We start from the raw sequence: 16,791 nt of genomic DNA on the forward strand, positions 1-16,791 counted from the left end.
GTATCGTCCACTGCCAATGCGCCTGACACGACGCCGTTCGCCAGCAAGCCGGCTCCTACAGTCTGGTGGCAGGCGCGATTACGTCATCGCCCATAGAAATTTCAATCCTGCGCCAGAACCCGACAAAACCAACAAGGACCCACGATTCACATGCCGACTTCGACGCCGCAACTGGACGCCACGACCCTGCGCTGGATGCCTTGGGTCATTGCCATCGCCTTTTTCATGCAGAGTCTGGACGGCACGATCCTCAACACCGCGCTACCTTCCATGGCCGGCTCGTTGTCGGAAGATCCACTGCGCATGCAGTCGGTGATCATCGCCTACATGCTGACCATCGCCTTGCTGATTCCGGCGTCGGGCTGGATTTCGGACCGCTTCGGCATCAAGCGAATCTTCTTCAGCGCCATCCTGCTGTTCAGCTTCGGCTCATTGCTCTGTGCGGCCGCCAACACCCTCGGCATGCTGGTCGCGGCCCGCGTGATTCAAGGCCTGGGCGGCGCGCTGATGATGCCGGTAGGCAGGTTGATCGTACTGCGGGCGTATCCGCGAACCGAGTTGGTGCGCATCCTGAGCTTCATTACCATGCCTGCCCTTCTCGGTCCGTTGTTGGGCCCGACGGTCGGCGGCTGGTTGGTGGAATACCTGAGCTGGCACTGGATCTTCCTGATCAACATACCGGTCGGCATTCTCGGCTGCTTCGCGGTGCGCAAGTTCATCCCCGACCTGCAAGGTGGCGGACGCACGCGCTTTGATCTGGTCGGTTTTGCGCTATTTGGCGCTTCGATGGTGCTGATCACCATCGCGCTGGAAGGCCTGGGAGAACTGCATCTGCCACACCTGCGCGTGGTAATGCTGTTGTTCGGCGGCATGGCCTGTCTGGCCGCGTACTGGTTGCGCGCCGGGCATGTGGAAGCGCCGCTGTTCTCCGCATCGCTGTTTCGCACCCGCAGTTTCGCGGTCGGGATCATGGGCAACCTGTTCGCCCGCTTGGGTAGCGGTGCCTTGCCGTTTCTGGTGCCCTTGATGCTGCAAGTGGCGCTGGGTTATTCGCCGTCCCACGCCGGCATGAGCATGATTCCGCTGGCGTTGGCGGCAATGTGCGCCAAGCCGCTGGCGACCAAGGCCATTGAACGGCTGGGTTACCGCATCGTTTTGACCGGCAATACGCTGCTACTCGGCATTCTGCTCGCCAGCATGGCGCTGGTGGACGCCGACACGCCTTACTGGCTTCTACTGACCCAGCTGGCATTCCTCGGCGGGGTTAACTCCCTGCAATTTTCGGCAATGAACGCTGTGACATTGATCGACCTGGACGATGCCAGCGCGGCCAGCGGCAACAGTTTGCTGTCGGTAGTCGCGCAGTTGTCCCTGAGCCTTGGGGTTGCCTGTGCCGCTGCGCTGCTGGGTGGTTTTACCGATGATGTAACGAGCGGCGAAGTCAGCAACGTGCTGGGTGCATTCCAGCTGACGTTTCTGTGCGTCGGCGTACTGGCGATGCTCGCGGCGTCGATCTTCCTGCAATTGTCGCCCCGCATGCCACCAGAGAACCCACCGCGCAAACCGCAGACGGAGCCAGAGATCGAGGCATGATTTAAGGGCCGGTCGGATTTTCATCCCGGATCTCAAGGCCAGACGCGACCCACTGTGGGAGCGAATTCATTCGCGAAAAATCGTATGGCCAATAGAGAGGTATCAGCTGTACCCATCCCCACAGGTAGACCATCGTTTCATCCGATATCTGTGAACGCCTCTCGCCATTTATCGCCCTCACCCCCAAGGCAGGGGCCGCGACCTGATACACTGCGCGACATTTTGTTTTGCAGGCCCGTCCCGTGACCAACACCGCTTTTAACTCACTGCCCCTTTCCGCCGCCATGCTGGCTAACCTGGAGTCCCTTGGTTATGCCGAGATGACGCCGATTCAGGCGCAGAGCCTGCCGGTGATGCTCAAGGGCATGGACCTGATCGCACAGGCCAAGACCGGCTCGGGCAAGACCGCCGCGTTCGGCGTCGGCCTGCTCAATCCGATCAACCCGCGCTACTTCGGTTGCCAGGCGCTGGTGCTGTGCCCGACGCGCGAGCTGGCTGACCAGGTGGCGAAGGAAATCCGCCGTCTGGCCCGCGCCGAAGACAACATCAAGGTGTTGACCCTGTGCGGCGGCGTTTCTTTCGGCCCGCAGATCGGCTCGCTGGAGCATGGCGCGCACATCATCGTCGGCACGCCGGGGCGCATTCAGCAACACCTGCGCAAGGGCTCGCTGGTCCTCGATGGCCTGAACACGCTGGTCCTCGACGAAGCCGACCGTATGCTCGACATGGGTTTCTACGACGCCATTGCCGACATCATCGAGCAAACTCCGCAGCGCCGTCAGACGCTGCTGTTCTCGGCCACATACCCGGTCGGCATCAAGCAGCTGGCGTCCAAGTTCATGCGCGACCCCCAGACCGTGAAGGTCGAAGCGCTGCACGCCGACAGCCAGATCGAGCAGATCTTCTATGAAATCGCCCCCGAGCAGCGCCTGGAAGCGGTGGTGAAAGTTCTCGACCATTTCCGTCCGCAGTCCTGCGTGGCGTTCTGCTTCACCAAGCAACAGGTGCAGGAAGTGGTCGATCACCTGACCGCCAAAGGCATGTCTGCCGTCGGCCTGCACGGCGATCTGGAACAGCGTGATCGCGATCAGGTACTGGCGATGTTCGCCAACCGCAGTACCTCGGTACTGGTCGCGACCGACGTTGCCGCCCGCGGCCTGGACATCGATGCGCTGGACATGGTGATCAACGTCGAACTGGCGCGGGATTCAGAAATTCACATTCACCGCGTCGGCCGTACTGGCCGCGCAGGCGAAACCGGCATCGCAGTCAGCCTCGTTGCACCCTCGGAAAGCCAGCGCGCCCGAGCCATCGAGGAACTGCAGAAAGCGCCGCTGAACTGGCAACAATACGACCAACTGACACGCAAGGAAGGCGGCAAACTGCTGCCGCCGATGACCACCCTGTGTATCGGTTCGGGGCGCAAGGACAAACTGCGTCCGGGCGACATCCTGGGCGCGCTGACCGGTGAAGCGGGCGTTCCTGGCACTCAAGTCGGCAAGATCGCGATCTTCGACTTTCAGGCTTACGTGGCCGTGGAGCGCAGCATCGCCAAGCAGGCGCTGGAGCGTCTGAACAACGGCAAAATCAAGGGCAAGTCGTTGCGGGTGCGGATCTTGTAAGCGTCCGAAACACAGCATCGCCCCTATCGCGAATAAATTCGCTCCCACAGCAGATCGCGGTCATCTGTGGGAGCGAATTCATTCGCGAGACGTATTCACAAACACCGCAAAATCTTCTGATACACCGCAGAACACCCGAGGACACCGCTTTGCCCGTTACTGACGTTGTGATCATCGGCGCCGGCGCCGCAGGTTTAATGTGTGCATTCACCGCCGCCAACCGGGGGCGCAAGGTGATGTTGATCGATCACGCGAACAAGCCGGGCAAGAAAATCCTCATGTCGGGCGGCGGGCGCTGCAACTTCACCAACATGTACACGGAGCCCGCCAACTTCCTCTCGCAGAACCCGCACTTCTGCAAGTCCGCGCTGGCCCGCTACACCCAGTGGGACTTCATTGCGCTGGTGGGCAAGCATGGCGTGCCGTACCACGAGAAGAAACTCGGGCAGTTGTTCTGCGACAACAAGTCCAGCGACATTCTCGGCCTGCTGCTCAGCGAATGCGATGACGCCGGTGTCAGTCTGCATATGGACACCTCCGTGCAGACCATCGAGAAAACCGAAAGCGGCTACGCGCTGCAAACCACACTGGGCAATATCAGCTGTCATTCGTTGGTGATCGCTACCGGCGGTCTGTCGATTCCGACGCTGGGCGCTACCGGTTTCGGCTATCAGGTCGGCAAGCAGTTCGGCCACACCTTGCTGCCTACCCGCGCGGGTCTTGTGCCGTTTACCATTACCGACCAACTCAAGGACCTGTGCACGGAGCTATCCGGGACGTCGGTGGATTGCCTGGTCAGCTGCAACGACACCAGCTTTCGCGAGAACATCTTGTTCACTCATCGCGGGCTGAGTGGCCCGGCGATCCTGCAGATTTCCTCGTTCTGGCAACCTGGCGACCCGATCGAAATCAACCTGCTGCCCGATCACGATGCGCACAGCTGGCTGACCGAGCTACAGGCCGAACGTCCCAACAGCGAACTCAAGACCCTGTTGGGCGAAATCTTCACCAAGAAGATGGCCAACCTGATCGCCGAGCAGTGGTTCGTCTCCAAACCGATGAAGCAATACACCCACGCGGAATTGGCGGACATTGCGGCAAAACTGGCGAGCTGGCAGATAATTCCCGCGGGGACTGAAGGCTATCGCACGGCAGAGGTGACGCTGGGTGGAATCGATACGCGAGAAGTGTCATCGAAGACCATGGAGTCCCTGAAGTCGCCTGGGCTGTATTTCGTGGGCGAGGTGCTGGACGTCAGCGGGCATCTGGGCGGGTTCAACTTCCAGTGGGCTTGGGCCTCGGCGTATGCGGCGGCGCAGTACGTTTGACCTGCACTTTCACTGACGATGACGACTCTGTGGGAGCGAATTCATTCGCGAAGGTCCGCACATTCGCTACACATTTTTCACCTGTGGCGACGTATCGCGAATGAATTCGCTTCCACAGGGGTCACGTCGACCATATCGGGAATAAATTTTGCCAAGCGGATGTACAGCGCGCATCCGGCGCTGTACATATCCTTCAGCAGAATTAATCGCGAACAAGGCCGTCAGCGTTCATGGCATCGAAATCGTTGCGCAACACCTTCCGCCGCCTGTGGGCGCTGGACAAGTTTTCCTACAGCATGCGGGTATTCATCGCGCTGACTGGCAGCATGGCTCTGTGCTGGTATCAAAACGAAATGTCGCAGCTGATCCCGCTGTTTCTGGGGATTATCGCCAGCGCCCTCTCCGAAACCGACGACAGCTGGCAGGGCCGCCTCAATGCGCTGGCCGTAACGCTGGTGTGTTTCAGCATTGCGGCACTGTCCGTGGAGCTGCTGTTCCCCTACCCCATTCTGTTCATCTGCGCGTTCGCCCTGGCCGCGTTTTGCCTGACGATGCTAGGGGCCTTGGGTGAGCGCTATGGCGCGATTGCCTACGCCACGCTGATTCTGTCGGTCTACACCATGATCGGTGTAGACCAGCGCGGCGGCGAGGTCATCGATTTCTGGCATGAACCGATGCTGCTGGTTGCCGGCGCGGCGTGGTATGGGTTGCTCTCGGTGCTCTGGCAGATGCTGTTTTCCAACCAGCCGGTGCAACAGGCGTTGGCGCGGCTGTTTCGCGAACTGGGTCTGTACCTGAAACTCAAATCCGAGCTGTTCGAGCCAATCCGCACGCTGGACGTCGAAACCCGGCGTCTGGAACTGGCGAAACAGAACGGCAAAGTGGTCGCCGCGCTCAACGTCACCAAGGAAATCATCCTCAACCGTGTAGGCAGCGGTCGCCCCGGTTCGAAGGTCAGCCGCTACCTCAAGCTGTACTTCCTGGCGCAGGACATTCACGAGCGCGCCAGTTCATCGCACTATCCGTACAACTCGCTGGCCGAAGCGTTTTTCCACAGCGACGTGCTGTTCCGCTGCCAGCGCCTGTTGCGCCAGCAGGGCAATGCCTGTCGCGATCTGTCGGTGTCGATCCAGCTGCGTCAGCCGTTCATTTACGACGACAGCTTCGCCCACGCGTTGGACGATCTGCGCGCCTCGCTCGAACACTTGCGCATCCAGAGCAATCCGGCCTGGCGTGGCCTGCTGCGTTCCTTGCGTGCGCTGGCCAACAACCTCGCCACCCTCGACCGTCTGCTCAGCGACGCCAGCAACCCCGACGCCCTGGCTGACGCCTCCGACAGCAGCCTGCTGGACCGTTCGCCGCGCAATCTCAAGGACGTCTGGACTCGCTTGCGTCTGCAACTGACGCCGACTTCGCTGCTGTTTCGCCATGCCCTGCGCCTGCCACTGGCGCTGGTGATTGGCTATCTCATGGTTCACCTGATCCATCCGTCGCAAGGCTACTGGATCATCCTGACCACGGTTTTCGTTTGCCAGCCAAGCTACGGCGCGACACGACGCAAGCTGGGGCAGCGGATCATCGGTACGGCGATTGGCCTGACGGCGGGCTGGATTCTGTTCGACCTGATCACCACACCGGTGCTGCAATCGATGTGCGCGGTGCTGGCCGGGGTGGTGTTCTTCGTTAACCGCACCACGCGCTACACGCTGTCCACGGCGGCGATCACAGTGATGATCCTGTTCTGCTTCAATCAGGTGGGCAATGGCTACGGGTTGTTCCTGCCGCGCCTGATGGACACCCTGTTGGGCAGCCTGATCGCAGGCCTTGCGGTGTTCCTGTTCCTGCCGGACTGGCAAGGCCGTCGCCTGAACAAGGTGCTGGCCAACACGCTGTCCTGCAACAGCATCTATCTGCGCCAGATCATGCAGCAATACGCGCAAGGCAAGAGCGACGACCTCGCTTACCGCCTGGCCCGTCGCAATGCCCACAACGCCGATGCCGCGCTGTCGACCACGCTGGCCAACATGCTCATGGAACCAGGGCACTTCCGCAAAGAGGCCGATGTGGGTTTCCGTTTCCTGGTGCTGTCACACACGCTGCTGAGCTACCTGTCAGGCCTGGGCGCGCATCGGGAAACCCCGCTGCCGAGCGAGGTCCGCGAGCATCTGATTGAAGGTGCAGGCGCCAGCCTGTCGTCGAGCATCGATGAAATCGCCCAGAGCCTGGCCAGCCGTCAGCCGGTTGCCGTGCAAAGCGATGCAGAGGAAGCGCTGGCGGCGGAGCTTGAGCAGATGCCGGAAGAAATCGATGAGGGGCAGCGTCTGGTGCAGACGCAACTGGCGCTGATCTGTCGTCAACTCGGACCATTGCGTACGCTGGCGGCGCACCTGATCAAGGAGCCGTCCACGGAAGCCGAGGTTACAGGTCGTGCAACTTGAATAGCTTGTCGTAGCTGCCATCGGCCTTCATGGCAGCGATGGCGTTGTCGAAATCAGCCACGATTTTGTCGTGGTCGGGATTTTTCAGGCTGACCAGTATGTGCAGGCCGTTTTCACTCAGCGATTTGGGCACGAACACAATATTGTCACGCACCTCGTCAGGCTCGCGGCTGAGGGCGAAACGCGCGGCGTACTCATCCTCAACCGCCAGGTCGACCCTCCCCGCCGCGAGCATACGCACAGCGGTCGAGAAGCTCGCCACCGGGACCTTTTTCAAATCCACATCGTTATCAAACGCTGGCGCATACGCATAACTGCGCACTACGGCAATTGAATAGGGGTGCAGCTGCGCAAGATTCCGGTACTCGATATCCGTCGATTTACGCTTGAGAAAGCGCAGTTTATTGAGCAGGTATTCACCGGAAAACTGGCCGATGCGCGTCCGCTCCTCGCTATACCAGGCGTTGATCAATACGTCGTAACGCCCTTCGCTTAGGCCATGAATCGCGCGTGCCCAAGGGACCTGCTCATATTCGGTGGTGTAGCCGGCGCGGCTTAATGCGGTGCGGACCAAATCGGTGGAGAGCCCGCCGTTGAGCAAGGACACATCGGAATACGGCGCCCATGCATCACCAGCGATGCGCAGCTTCTGCGCCGAAACGCCTTGCGCTACTAACAGCACTCCCAGCAAAGCCATGGCTCGAAGCAAATGCGGCATGCTCAAGATCCTTAAGCAGGTGGATAGCCTGCAATTTTTCCGCGGCAATTCAGGCGACAGTGCGACATCCCTGGTCGAGCGGTGCGGCGTTGAGTCTGGACGAGCTGGAGAACGCTCCCATCCCTTGCAGGAGCCGGCTTGCTGGCGAACGCGTTGGTTCAATGACATCAATGTGTCTGGCTAGACGCATTCGCCAGCAAGCTGCCCCCTACAGGTTCAATCGCGCATGGCTGTATCACGAAGACTCCCACCGCTACATAGGCAGCTCTGGGAGAGGCAACGTTTGACGATAGCAACTGGCCTTCATTGAAGACCGAATATAGGTTTTCCACAACTCTTAAGCGGCTGATGTTTGTGTCGCAGTTCAAGAAATCGCACGATGTCCTGATCGTCGTCACAACTGTCATCACTTACCGACTTTGGACTGACGGCAATATGCGTTTAGTATCCGGGATCGACTTTCTTCGCGAGCCGGCTTCATGTCTATCAACTGGATTTGCAAACACCATACCGCCCTGAGCAAAGAGCAGTTGTACGCCATTTTGCAACTGCGCGCGCAAGTGTTCGTGGTGGAACAGAAATGCTGGTATCAGGACGTCGATGGCCTGGATTTGCTGGGCGACACGCGCCATTTGATGGCCTGGCAAGAGAGCGAACTGGTTGCCTACCTGCGACTGCTGGACCCCATCCAGCAAGATGGCGATGTGACCATTGGACGCGTGGTCACCGCCCCATCGATGCGCAACAAGGGAATGGGCCATGAATTGATGGTGCAAGCCCTGGAGCATGCCGAACGCAACTGGCCGGATCAGCCGATCTACCTGTCAGCGCAGGCGCATTTGCAGAGCTATTACAGCCGCTACGGGTTCAATCCGGTGGGTGATATCTACGTCGAGGATGGCATTCCGCACATCGGGATGCGTCGGGATCTGGATTGACGCTGAGGGCTCTCGATGCCTGACCTTGCCGATCTGTAATACACGGCTTGCTGGCGGGTGGCGGCCTTGAGCTCTCTGCCGCGGCAAGCCGGATTGCTACATAGATTCACGACGCGACGAAGATCAGTCGAGCCAGGCGGCATATTGAACAGGTGATAATCGTCGGCGACCCAGGTTTCACGGATACCCCAACACCGCCTTGATCTGCGGCAGATGCTCGACGATCCACTGCCGGTCGATCGCTCCCCAGTCGCGGATCCGGTAACCGCCCGCGTGGTTGCGCGCGCCATCCAATTGCTCGAACTCACAGACGATATCCAGATCGGTCAGCGCCGCGATGGTGTCCTGTGCCGTTCTCCGCGGCATGCCAGTGACGTCGGTCAGCGCCGGGACGCTGCTGGCGAGTTCGCTGTCGATCAGATACGCCACGTACAGACGGCGGTAAAAACTGCTCTTGGTTTTGCTGACGTCCATCGCCAAGTCCTTGTGGGTAAATCGGAACGGTCTGAGGCCTGATGACGCTTAGCTCAGGCAGGTTTGAGCACGCGCCCTCTGTGGCAGTCTTCAGGGCCTAGCAGCTTGCCGCTGGCCGCTCGAACTTCAAGCGTCGTCACGGGCTGATCGTGCTCATTGTCCAGCAATATCGAGTGGGTTTCTCCGTCTTTAAACAAATGCTGCTCACCCCACTGACGCATCGCAACGACCACGGGGAAAACTGAACGACCTCTCTGAGTGAGGACGTATTCCTTGTAGGCGCTGCCATCCGAAGCGGACCTGATATTGAAAATCCCTAGTTCGACCAGAGCCTTCAGGCGGGACGAGAGGATGTTCTTGGCCACCCCAAGACTTTTCTGGAATTCGCTGAAACGACGGATATCGTCGAACGCGTCGCGAATGATCAGCAAAGACCAGCGGTCACCAACGGCCTCAAGGGTTCTTGCGACTGGACATTCGCTGGTTCCCAAAGATGTTTGCTTAGCCATGGGAGGTCCCCATTGGTAGACGCATCATTGCGCAGAGCATAAGGAATGAAAAAACTGGTTGCACATTAAAACCTCGCTTGTTAGAAATCAATCAACTGGTTTTAGAACGAAACCAGATTTTTTTCGTCGGTGAAAGGTGTATGACTACGAAGAACGAAGCAGCAATCGATGTCAGCCCCCCCGCCCTGATAGGCGTGACTGGAATCGAGCCGCCCCGCCCGGAAACCGTTCTTCGTTTGTCTCGTGCACTCACCCTTCTTTTTTCAGTGACCTGCGCACTTGCAGTGGCGAACGTTTACTTCGCTCAACCGTTGCTGGATTCCATTGCGCAGAGCCTCAATGTCGACCCCGGCCTGATCGGCGGCGTCGTGACCGCGACACAAATCGGTTACGCCATAGGCCTGTTTTTCATCGTGCCGCTTGGTGACCTGGTTAACCGCAAAACCCTGATCCTTACTCAAATGCTGCTATCGGCCATCGCCTTGAGCGTCGTCGGCTACGCAGAGCATTGGTCAGTCCTGCTGGGCGCGATGACACTGGTGGGTTTGATGGCTGTCGTCGTCCAAGTCGTGGTGGCGTATGCCGCCGCGCTGGCGACACCGTCACAGCGAGGTCAGGCGGTGGGGACTGTAACCAGCGGCGTAGTGTTAGGCATTTTAATGGCCCGTTTTACATCGGGAGTCATCGCGGACGTGGCCGGATGGCGTGCGGTGTACTTCGTTTCCGCAGGATTAATGCTCGTGATGGCAGCGGTGTTGTACAAAGCCATTCCCGTAACCGGCCTCCCGCGCATAAAAAGCTCCTACACGGCGCTGATACTTTCGGTTTTCAACTTGTTCAGAACTGAACGGACCTTGCTCGTCAGAGGCGTCTTTGCCCTGCTCATTTTTGCCGCATTCAGCGTGCTGTGGACATCTATGGTATTGCCGCTGAGCGCACCGCCGCTGTCGCTTTCGCATACGCAGATCGGTTTGTTCGGGCTTGCCGGAATCGCCGGTGCTTTGGCCGCATCCAGAGCCGGCCGATGGGCTGACCGGGGTCTGGAACGGCGGGTCACCGGGATCTCTCTGGCACTGCTGGCGCTGTCCTGGTTGCCCACCGCATTTGCCGAAACCTCCCTGCTTGCGCTGATCATAGGTGTCGTCATCCTCGACTTCGCCGTGCAAGCAGTCCACGTCACTAACCAAAGCCTCATATTTGCCGCAAGGCCCGACGCGCAGAGTCGGCTCGTTGGCGCCTACATGTGCTTTTACTCGATAGGCAGCGCGCTGGGCGCGGCTGCTGCCACCCTGGTCTATGCGCGATGGGGCTGGCATGCGGTGTGCCTGTTGGGCGCCTCGATCAGCGTCGCCGCGTGGTTGTTCTGGCTATGGTCTCGGACTGCAATCGCACCTCGTTCTTGAATGCTGCCGGATCGGTTGCCCGCGCGCGCTCTAATCTGATCGACTGACTACAAGAGTTCGGAACATGGCTATCGCACGTCGAAATGTCGGCAGGTAGAAATCACCGCGTGCGAGGCGGGTGGCTACAAGATGAACCGCAACTATTCAGCCCTGCATATCCCGCCACGTCAGATAGACGCGCAAGTCGAACTCTAACTGGTGATAGCCCGGCTGCATGTGCTCGCACAGCTTGTAGAAGGCCTTGTTGTGCTCGGTCTCCTTGAAATGCGCCAGCTCGTGCACAACGATCATCTTGAGAAACTCCGGCGCAGCGTCCTTGAACAGGGAAGCAACCCGAATTTCCTTCTTGGCTTTCAGTTTTCCGCCCTGCACCCGAGAAACGGAGGTGTGCAGCCCCAGCGCACGGTGCGTGAGGTCCAGACGATTGTCGAAAAGCACCTTGTCGATGTTCGGTGCGTTGCGCAGGTGCTCCTGTTTGAGCGCCAACGCGTAGGCGTACAGCGCCTTGTCGCTCTGCACGTCATGACGCCCCGGATAGCGCTGTTCCAAGTAAGCGCCCAACTTTTCCTGAGCGATCAATTGCCGTACCTGATCCTGCAACGAAGGCGGATAGGCCTGCAGGTACTTGAGCGGGCTAATGGCAGTGGAGGTCATGTCAGATCAAGTGGCTCGAAAGGCGCCAGTCTACCCTGTCAATCCTGTTCGAGCAGTGGGTCAGTGGTCGGCAGGGTGATCGGCGCGACGAAATTCAACGCCTCGTCCGGCGTCAGCGGATGTGCCAGCAGAAACCCTTGAATGACCTCGCAGCCATTGGCAGCCAGCCATTGGTACTGTTCCAGCGTTTCGACGCCTTCGGCGATCACCTCGATATTCAGCAGCCGGCACAGATCGATGATGCTGCGCGCTACGGCCAGATCCCGAGGCGAACTCATCATGCCGCCGATGAAGTGCCGATCGAGCTTGAGCGTATCCAGATCAAGATTTCGCAGGTGCGCCAAAGAGCTGTCGCCCGCACCGAAATCGTCCAGCGATACTCGAACGCCGATCTCATGCAGGCTCTGCAGTTGCTTGCGACTGTGAACGAGGTTGTGCACCAGCGAAGGCTCGGTGATTTCAACCTCTAACTGCCGGGGTTTGAGGCCGTGAATCTGGATTGCCCGCTGCAGTTCCGCGGCAAGGTTAGGCATGCTGAACTGTGCAGGACTGACGCAGACGCTGACCACCAGCTCATCCGGAAACACGCCGTCCCAACGCTGACGCTGAGCCGCGCCCTGCTCGTAGATCCAGCCCCCGAGCTTGTTGATCAGACGCGTCTCTTCTAGCAACGGAATGAACAGACTCGACGGCACATCACCGGCGTCCGGATGATTCCAGCGCAGCAACGCTTCGAAACCCCGGGTGCGCCCCGTCAACACATTGATCTGCGGCTGGTAGACGATCGAAAAATCCTTGCCCTCGACGGCCGTGCGTACGCTTTCTTCAAGCATCAGGCGAGAACGCGCGCGGCCGTTCATGTATTGATCGTAGAAACGATACTGCTGGCGGCCCGCGCGCTTGGCTTCGTACATGGCAATGTCAGCGGCGCGCAACAAACCGTCCAGGTTGGTCCCGCAGTCCGGGTAAATCGCGATGCCGATACTGACGCCCAAAGTCGCCTCGATGCCGTCGATATGACGCCGGACCGAAACCCGATCGATGAGTTTCTCCGCGACTTTGGCGGCGTGTTCGGGGAAGTCCAGCCCGTCGATAACCACGACGAACTCGTCTCCGCCCATCCGCGCCAGTACGTCATAGGGCCGCAGACAATCCTTCAACTGGTCGGCGACCCAGATCAGCACTTGATCGCCGGCGTCGTGGCCCAGCGAGTCGTTGACGTGCTTGAAGCCGTCCAGATCCAGATAAAGCACCACCAGGTATTTCCCGGCGTGTTCATTGCGCAACAGCATGCTTTCGACGGTCTGGTAAAAGCCGCGCCGATTAAGCAGCCCCGTCAGCGAGTCAGTGACAGCCTGATGCTCGAGTTGGCGATAGAGATCACGTACCACCGACATGTCGAGCACGCTCAACACCATCGCCTTCTGCTCTTCGGGCAGAGGCGCACAGGATAATGCGACAGGCACTTGCCGCCCCTCGGGGCTGCGCAGGATGGCGTCATGAACGCGATAGGTGTCGGCGCGACGATAGTGATGATAGAAGCCTGAATCGGTCCACTCACTGACTGCCGGTTCCTGCAGATAGCAACTCAGCTCAGTGCCGCGCAACTCGCCGTCGGTCATGCCCAGCAGCCGGCAGATGGCCGGGTTAGCGAAGCTGATGATGCCGTCCTCGTTGACGACCAGAATGCCCTCGGCCACATTGGCCAGCACCGACGCATTGAAGGCCCGCGCCGATTCGAGTTCACGGCTGAGTTTCTGCAAGGCGCGGCGATTGTGCTGTTGCTCCAGCAGTGCCTGCACCTTGGGCTTGAGAATATTGGGATCGAAGGGCTTGAACAGATAGTCGACCGCCCCGCTGGCATAGCCTTTATGCACAGCGTCGCGAGACTGCTCGTTGGCCGTCAGAAAGATGATCGGCGTCAGACGCGTTCGCTGACTGCCACGCATCAGGCGTGCGACTTCGAAGCCGTCCATTTCCGGCATTTGCACGTCCAGCAAAACGATATCGATATCAACGTCCAGAAGCAGACCCAACGCTTCCATACCTGAACTGGCCGTGACAATTTCCCAGTCCTGCCGTTGCAGGACCGCACGCATAGTGACGAGGTTTTCAGGATAGTCATCGACTACCAGCAGAACCGACTTGCCATTAGGTGGCTGGGGTTGCACGCATTCCATGCTGCTACTCATCACTTCACTGCCCGGTGAAAGGGCTCCGCCCATGATCCGAATGGCCCTTACTTTAGTCCTGAATGAGGAAAAAAGAAGGGGGCCATCGTTGTGCCATCTCAAAAGATCAACGAACCCGACTAACGGTCGCCACTCTGAGGGCCAACTGTACGCTGTCCTGCTGAAAAAATGCAGGCACATTGATGGCAGCCATTCGACGGATACTCGTTAACAAGCAAACGCCTGAAACGTATAAGGAGCCCCCCCTCAAACCCTTGGGCCAGACGCGTTTGCTGGCAATGAGACATATCGGACAAGAAAACAGATGATTGATTTAGGATCGTGGAATCTGAGCATTCCCGTGGGCTCGCCCCCCGCAACTATAGAAACGCAGCAACTGCTTCAGGGATACGACGGCAAGTATTTCACCTCCAGCGCCTCCAACGTCACTTTCTGGGCCCCGGTGACTGGCACCAAGACTGCGAACGCTAAATATCCTCGCACTGAGCTGCGTGAAACCTGGTCCAACGGCACGCTGCATAACTGGTCCTACCCCGACGCTGACAATTTCCTGAGCGCCAAGCTCAAGGTCATTCAGGTCCCCTCCTCCGGGCGGGTCGTCATCGGCCAGATTCACGTCTACGAAAGCACGCAACCGCTGCTCAAGGTCGAGTACCAATACAAGGACGCCACCAAGGACGGCACCATCGTTGCCAAGGTCCGTTTCCACCCCGACGACAAGGAAGCCCGCATCTTCACCGTCGCCGAGGGCATACGGCTCAACGAGACATTCAAGTACGTGATTCACCTGAACAAGGCTGGGCTACTCAGCGTTCAGGCCAACAACATGTTCTGGAACGACCGCATCAGCGCCACCTGGAGCAAACAACAGCTGTATTTCAAAGCCGGGGTCTACACCCAGGACAATACCGGCTATACCAGCGAAGGTGGCAAGGTGATGTTTTTTAATCTGGATGCCGATCACAACAAGGGTTGATGGCGCTGGGCAGATTCGACTGCAGGAGCCGGCTTGCTGGCGAAGGCGGTGTTTCAGGCGCAGCTGTGGCGCCTGTCGGACCGCATTCGCCAGCAAGCCGGCTCCTACAAAGGATGCTACGGTAAATCAGGCCATTCGCGGCGCCTGTAACTGTCCTCAGGCTGCTTTGTACGCTTTTTCAGCCGCCTCGAATCGCGCCAGCATGCCAGGGGTCGGGCCTTTGCCCTGCAAGCTGAACAGCACGATCGCAGCGCTGGCAAAAATGAACCCCGGAATGATTTCGTACAGTCCCAGCAGTTCGAAATGCTTCCACACCACCACGGTAACAGCGCCGACCAGAATACCGGCCAACGCGCCGTTACGGGTCATGCCTTTCCAGATCACGGAAATCAGCACCACTGGACCGAATGCGGCGCCAAAACCTGCCCATGCATAACTCACCAGGCCCAACACGCGGTTTTCAGGGTTAGCCGCCATGGCAATGGCAATCAATGCCACCAGCAGAACCATCGCACGACCGACCCAAACCAACTCACGCTGCGAAGCACGCTTGCGCAGGAAGGCCTTGTAGAAGTCTTCTGTCAGCGCACTGGAGCACACCAGCAACTGGCAGCTCAGGGTGCTCATGACCGCTGCGAGGATCGCTGACAGCAGCACACCGGCGATCCACGGGTTAAACAGGATCTTCGCCAGTTCGATGAACACTCGCTCATGGTTCTCGCTCACAGGGCCGGCAACTTCAGGGTGCGCCGAGAAGTAGGCGATCCCGAAGAAGCCCACCGCCACCGTGCCACCCAGGCACAGAATCATCCAGGTCATGGAAATACGGCGCGCCTTGGCGATGGACTTCACCGAATCCGCCGCCATGAAACGCGCCAGGATATGCGGCTGACCGAAGTAACCCAGCCCCCAGCCCATCAAGGAAATGATGCCGATGAAGGTGGTGTTCTTGAGCATGTCGAAATTGGCAGGATCCTTCGCTTCAATGGCCAGGAAAGTGGTATCGACGCCGCCGGTCGCCAACAGGACAATGATCGGCGTGAGAATCAGCGCGAAGATCATCAGCGTGGCTTGCACGGTATCGGTCCAGCTCACGGCCAGGAAGCCGCCGATGAAGGTATAGGCGATGGTCGCTGCTGCACCCGCCCACAACGCGGTTTCGTACGACATGCCAAAAGTACTTTCGAACAGGCGGGCGCCCGCGACGATGCCCGAGGCGCAATAGATGGTGAAGAATACGAGAATCACGATTGCGGAAATTACCCGCAGCAGACCGCTGGTGTCTTCGAATCGGCTGGAGAAATAATCGGGTAGCGTCAGGGCGTCGCCGTTGTGCTCGGTCTGGACCCGCAGGCGACCCGCCACGAACAGCCAGTTCAGATAGGCGCCAACGATCAGGCCGATGGCGATCCAACTTTCAGATAGACCGGACATGTAGATAGCACCGGGAAGCCCCATGAGCAGCCAGCCGCTCATGTCCGAGGCGCCAGCGGACAATGCAGTCACGACACTGCCCAGACTGCGACCACCCAGAATGTAATCTGACAGGTTATTGGTGGAGCGATAGGCCATGAGCCCGATCAGGACCATTGCACCGATGTAGATCACGAAAGTGATCAGAGTGGGGTTACTGACGCTCATTCTCTATCCACGCTTTTCTTATGGCGGCGCAACGGGATGCACCAAAGGGGCGCATCCTAAGGAACACGTCGGCGTAGGCGCAACCCTTACGCGTCAGAAAGTTGCACCTTTTCTTGATCCAAATGTAACCATCTGGTTTTAACGCTCTTTTTTTCTAAACATCCGTTTGACTCTTTTTATTTGGTGCAATCTCGCTCGGCATTTGAGGGTATGGAAGCGTCGAACGGCAATTTTGAAATATCCGAAAAAAACGGGTTGCACCCGGTTGCACCCAACCTTGTGCGCAGCTAATCTTGGCGACAGCT

13 protein-coding genes are annotated in these 16,791 nt (G+C 58.8%); 7 read left to right on the top strand and 6 right to left on the bottom strand.

Features of this window, described 5'->3' with window-relative positions; all coding sequences use genetic code 11:
- Positions 1–150: 150 nt before the first annotated feature.
- The 4 genes from mdtD (at position 151) to yccS (ending at position 6,981) form a co-directional block, all read left to right on the top strand.
- Entirely contained in the window at positions 151–1,593 is a 1,443-nt protein-coding gene (gene mdtD, locus ACRER8_RS21645; RefSeq protein WP_431748232.1) for a multidrug transporter subunit MdtD, read from the top strand.
- A gap of 242 nt (positions 1,594–1,835) precedes the next feature.
- Positions 1,836–3,215, top strand: coding sequence for an ATP-dependent RNA helicase DbpA (dbpA, locus tag ACRER8_RS21650; protein WP_431748233.1), 1,380 nt, complete (start codon positions 1,836–1,838; stop codon positions 3,213–3,215).
- Positions 3,216–3,364: 149 nt separating this feature from the next.
- On the top strand, positions 3,365–4,543 hold the full coding sequence (locus tag ACRER8_RS21655; RefSeq protein WP_431748234.1) for an NAD(P)/FAD-dependent oxidoreductase: 1,179 nt from the start codon (positions 3,365–3,367) through the stop codon (positions 4,541–4,543).
- Between the two features lie 230 nt (positions 4,544–4,773).
- A complete protein-coding gene (gene yccS, locus ACRER8_RS21660; RefSeq protein ID WP_431748235.1) occupies positions 4,774–6,981 on the top strand; it encodes a YccS family putative transporter in 2,208 nt (735 codons plus the stop codon).
- On the opposite strand, the gene ACRER8_RS21665 is transcribed toward yccS, so the two are convergent.
- Positions 6,962–7,699, bottom strand: a complete 738-nt coding sequence (locus ACRER8_RS21665; RefSeq protein WP_431748236.1) for a substrate-binding periplasmic protein — start codon at positions 7,697–7,699, stop codon at positions 6,962–6,964. The genes yccS and ACRER8_RS21665 overlap by 20 nt on opposite strands.
- Positions 7,700–8,178: 479 nt before the next feature.
- On the opposite strand from ACRER8_RS21665, the gene ACRER8_RS21670 reads away from it, so the two are divergent.
- Positions 8,179–8,637: a GNAT family N-acetyltransferase gene (locus ACRER8_RS21670; RefSeq protein WP_431748237.1), complete on the top strand. Its 459-nt coding sequence runs from the start codon at positions 8,179–8,181 to the stop codon at positions 8,635–8,637.
- 177 nt (positions 8,638–8,814) lie between these two features.
- Here the strand turns inward: ACRER8_RS21670 and ACRER8_RS21675 are convergent, their stop codons facing one another.
- Both ACRER8_RS21675 and ACRER8_RS21680 read right to left on the bottom strand, forming a co-directional pair.
- The gene (locus ACRER8_RS21675) at positions 8,815–9,111 is read right to left on the bottom strand and encodes a winged helix-turn-helix domain-containing protein (RefSeq protein WP_431748238.1); all 297 of its coding nucleotides are present in this window, start codon (positions 9,109–9,111) and stop codon (positions 8,815–8,817) included.
- Between the two features lie 53 nt (positions 9,112–9,164).
- Complete coding sequence (locus tag ACRER8_RS21680; protein WP_431748239.1) at positions 9,165–9,620, bottom strand: winged helix-turn-helix transcriptional regulator; 456 nt, start codon at positions 9,618–9,620, stop codon at positions 9,165–9,167.
- Between the two features lie 140 nt (positions 9,621–9,760).
- Between ACRER8_RS21680 and ACRER8_RS21685 the strand changes: the two genes are divergently transcribed.
- Complete coding sequence (locus ACRER8_RS21685; protein WP_431748240.1) at positions 9,761–11,023, top strand: MFS transporter; 1,263 nt, start codon at positions 9,761–9,763, stop codon at positions 11,021–11,023.
- A 144-nt stretch (positions 11,024–11,167) separates the two neighbouring features.
- On the opposite strand, the gene ACRER8_RS21690 is transcribed toward ACRER8_RS21685, so the two are convergent.
- Together ACRER8_RS21690 and ACRER8_RS21695 are read right to left on the bottom strand one after the other, a co-directional pair.
- Positions 11,168–11,662, bottom strand: a complete 495-nt coding sequence (locus ACRER8_RS21690) for a YgjP-like metallopeptidase domain-containing protein (protein ID WP_431748273.1) — start codon at positions 11,660–11,662, stop codon at positions 11,168–11,170.
- Between the two features lie 53 nt (positions 11,663–11,715).
- The gene (locus ACRER8_RS21695) at positions 11,716–13,857 is read right to left on the bottom strand and encodes a putative bifunctional diguanylate cyclase/phosphodiesterase (protein ID WP_431748274.1); all 2,142 of its coding nucleotides are present in this window, start codon (positions 13,855–13,857) and stop codon (positions 11,716–11,718) included.
- A 316-nt stretch (positions 13,858–14,173) separates the two neighbouring features.
- Here ACRER8_RS21695 and ACRER8_RS21700 point away from each other — a divergent pair, with 316 nt between their 5' ends.
- Complete coding sequence (locus ACRER8_RS21700) at positions 14,174–14,845, top strand: polysaccharide lyase family 7 protein (protein ID WP_431748241.1); 672 nt, start codon at positions 14,174–14,176, stop codon at positions 14,843–14,845.
- A gap of 156 nt (positions 14,846–15,001) precedes the next feature.
- On the opposite strand, the gene putP is transcribed toward ACRER8_RS21700, so the two are convergent.
- Positions 15,002–16,486: a sodium/proline symporter PutP gene (gene putP, locus ACRER8_RS21705; RefSeq protein WP_431748242.1), complete on the bottom strand. Its 1,485-nt coding sequence runs from the start codon at positions 16,484–16,486 to the stop codon at positions 15,002–15,004.
- Positions 16,487–16,791: the final 305 nt, after the last annotated feature.

The organism is Pseudomonas sp., from assembly GCF_050739935.1.
In the GTDB taxonomy this organism is placed as follows: domain Bacteria; phylum Pseudomonadota; class Gammaproteobacteria; order Pseudomonadales; family Pseudomonadaceae; genus Aquipseudomonas.

Bases quoted from the DNA above. Each gene is read 5' to 3' on its own strand.
- ACRER8_RS21695 (WP_431748274.1), bottom strand. From the start codon at position 13,857: ATGGAATGCGTGCAACCCCAGCCACCTAATGGCAAGTCGGTTCTGCTG.
- ACRER8_RS21680 (WP_431748239.1), bottom strand. From the start codon at position 9,620: ATGGCTAAGCAAACATCTTTGGGAACCAGCGAATGTCCAGTCGCAAGA.
- yccS (WP_431748235.1), top strand. From the start codon at position 4,774: ATGGCATCGAAATCGTTGCGCAACACCTTCCGCCGCCTGTGGGCGCTG.
- mdtD (WP_431748232.1), top strand. From the start codon at position 151: ATGCCGACTTCGACGCCGCAACTGGACGCCACGACCCTGCGCTGGATG.
- ACRER8_RS21700 (WP_431748241.1), top strand. From the start codon at position 14,174: ATGATTGATTTAGGATCGTGGAATCTGAGCATTCCCGTGGGCTCGCCC.
- putP (WP_431748242.1), bottom strand. From the start codon at position 16,486: ATGAGCGTCAGTAACCCCACTCTGATCACTTTCGTGATCTACATCGGT.
- ACRER8_RS21685 (WP_431748240.1), top strand. From the start codon at position 9,761: ATGACTACGAAGAACGAAGCAGCAATCGATGTCAGCCCCCCCGCCCTG.
- ACRER8_RS21665 (WP_431748236.1), bottom strand. From the start codon at position 7,699: ATGCCGCATTTGCTTCGAGCCATGGCTTTGCTGGGAGTGCTGTTAGTA.
- ACRER8_RS21670 (WP_431748237.1), top strand. From the start codon at position 8,179: ATGTCTATCAACTGGATTTGCAAACACCATACCGCCCTGAGCAAAGAG.
- ACRER8_RS21675 (WP_431748238.1), bottom strand. From the start codon at position 9,111: ATGGACGTCAGCAAAACCAAGAGCAGTTTTTACCGCCGTCTGTACGTG.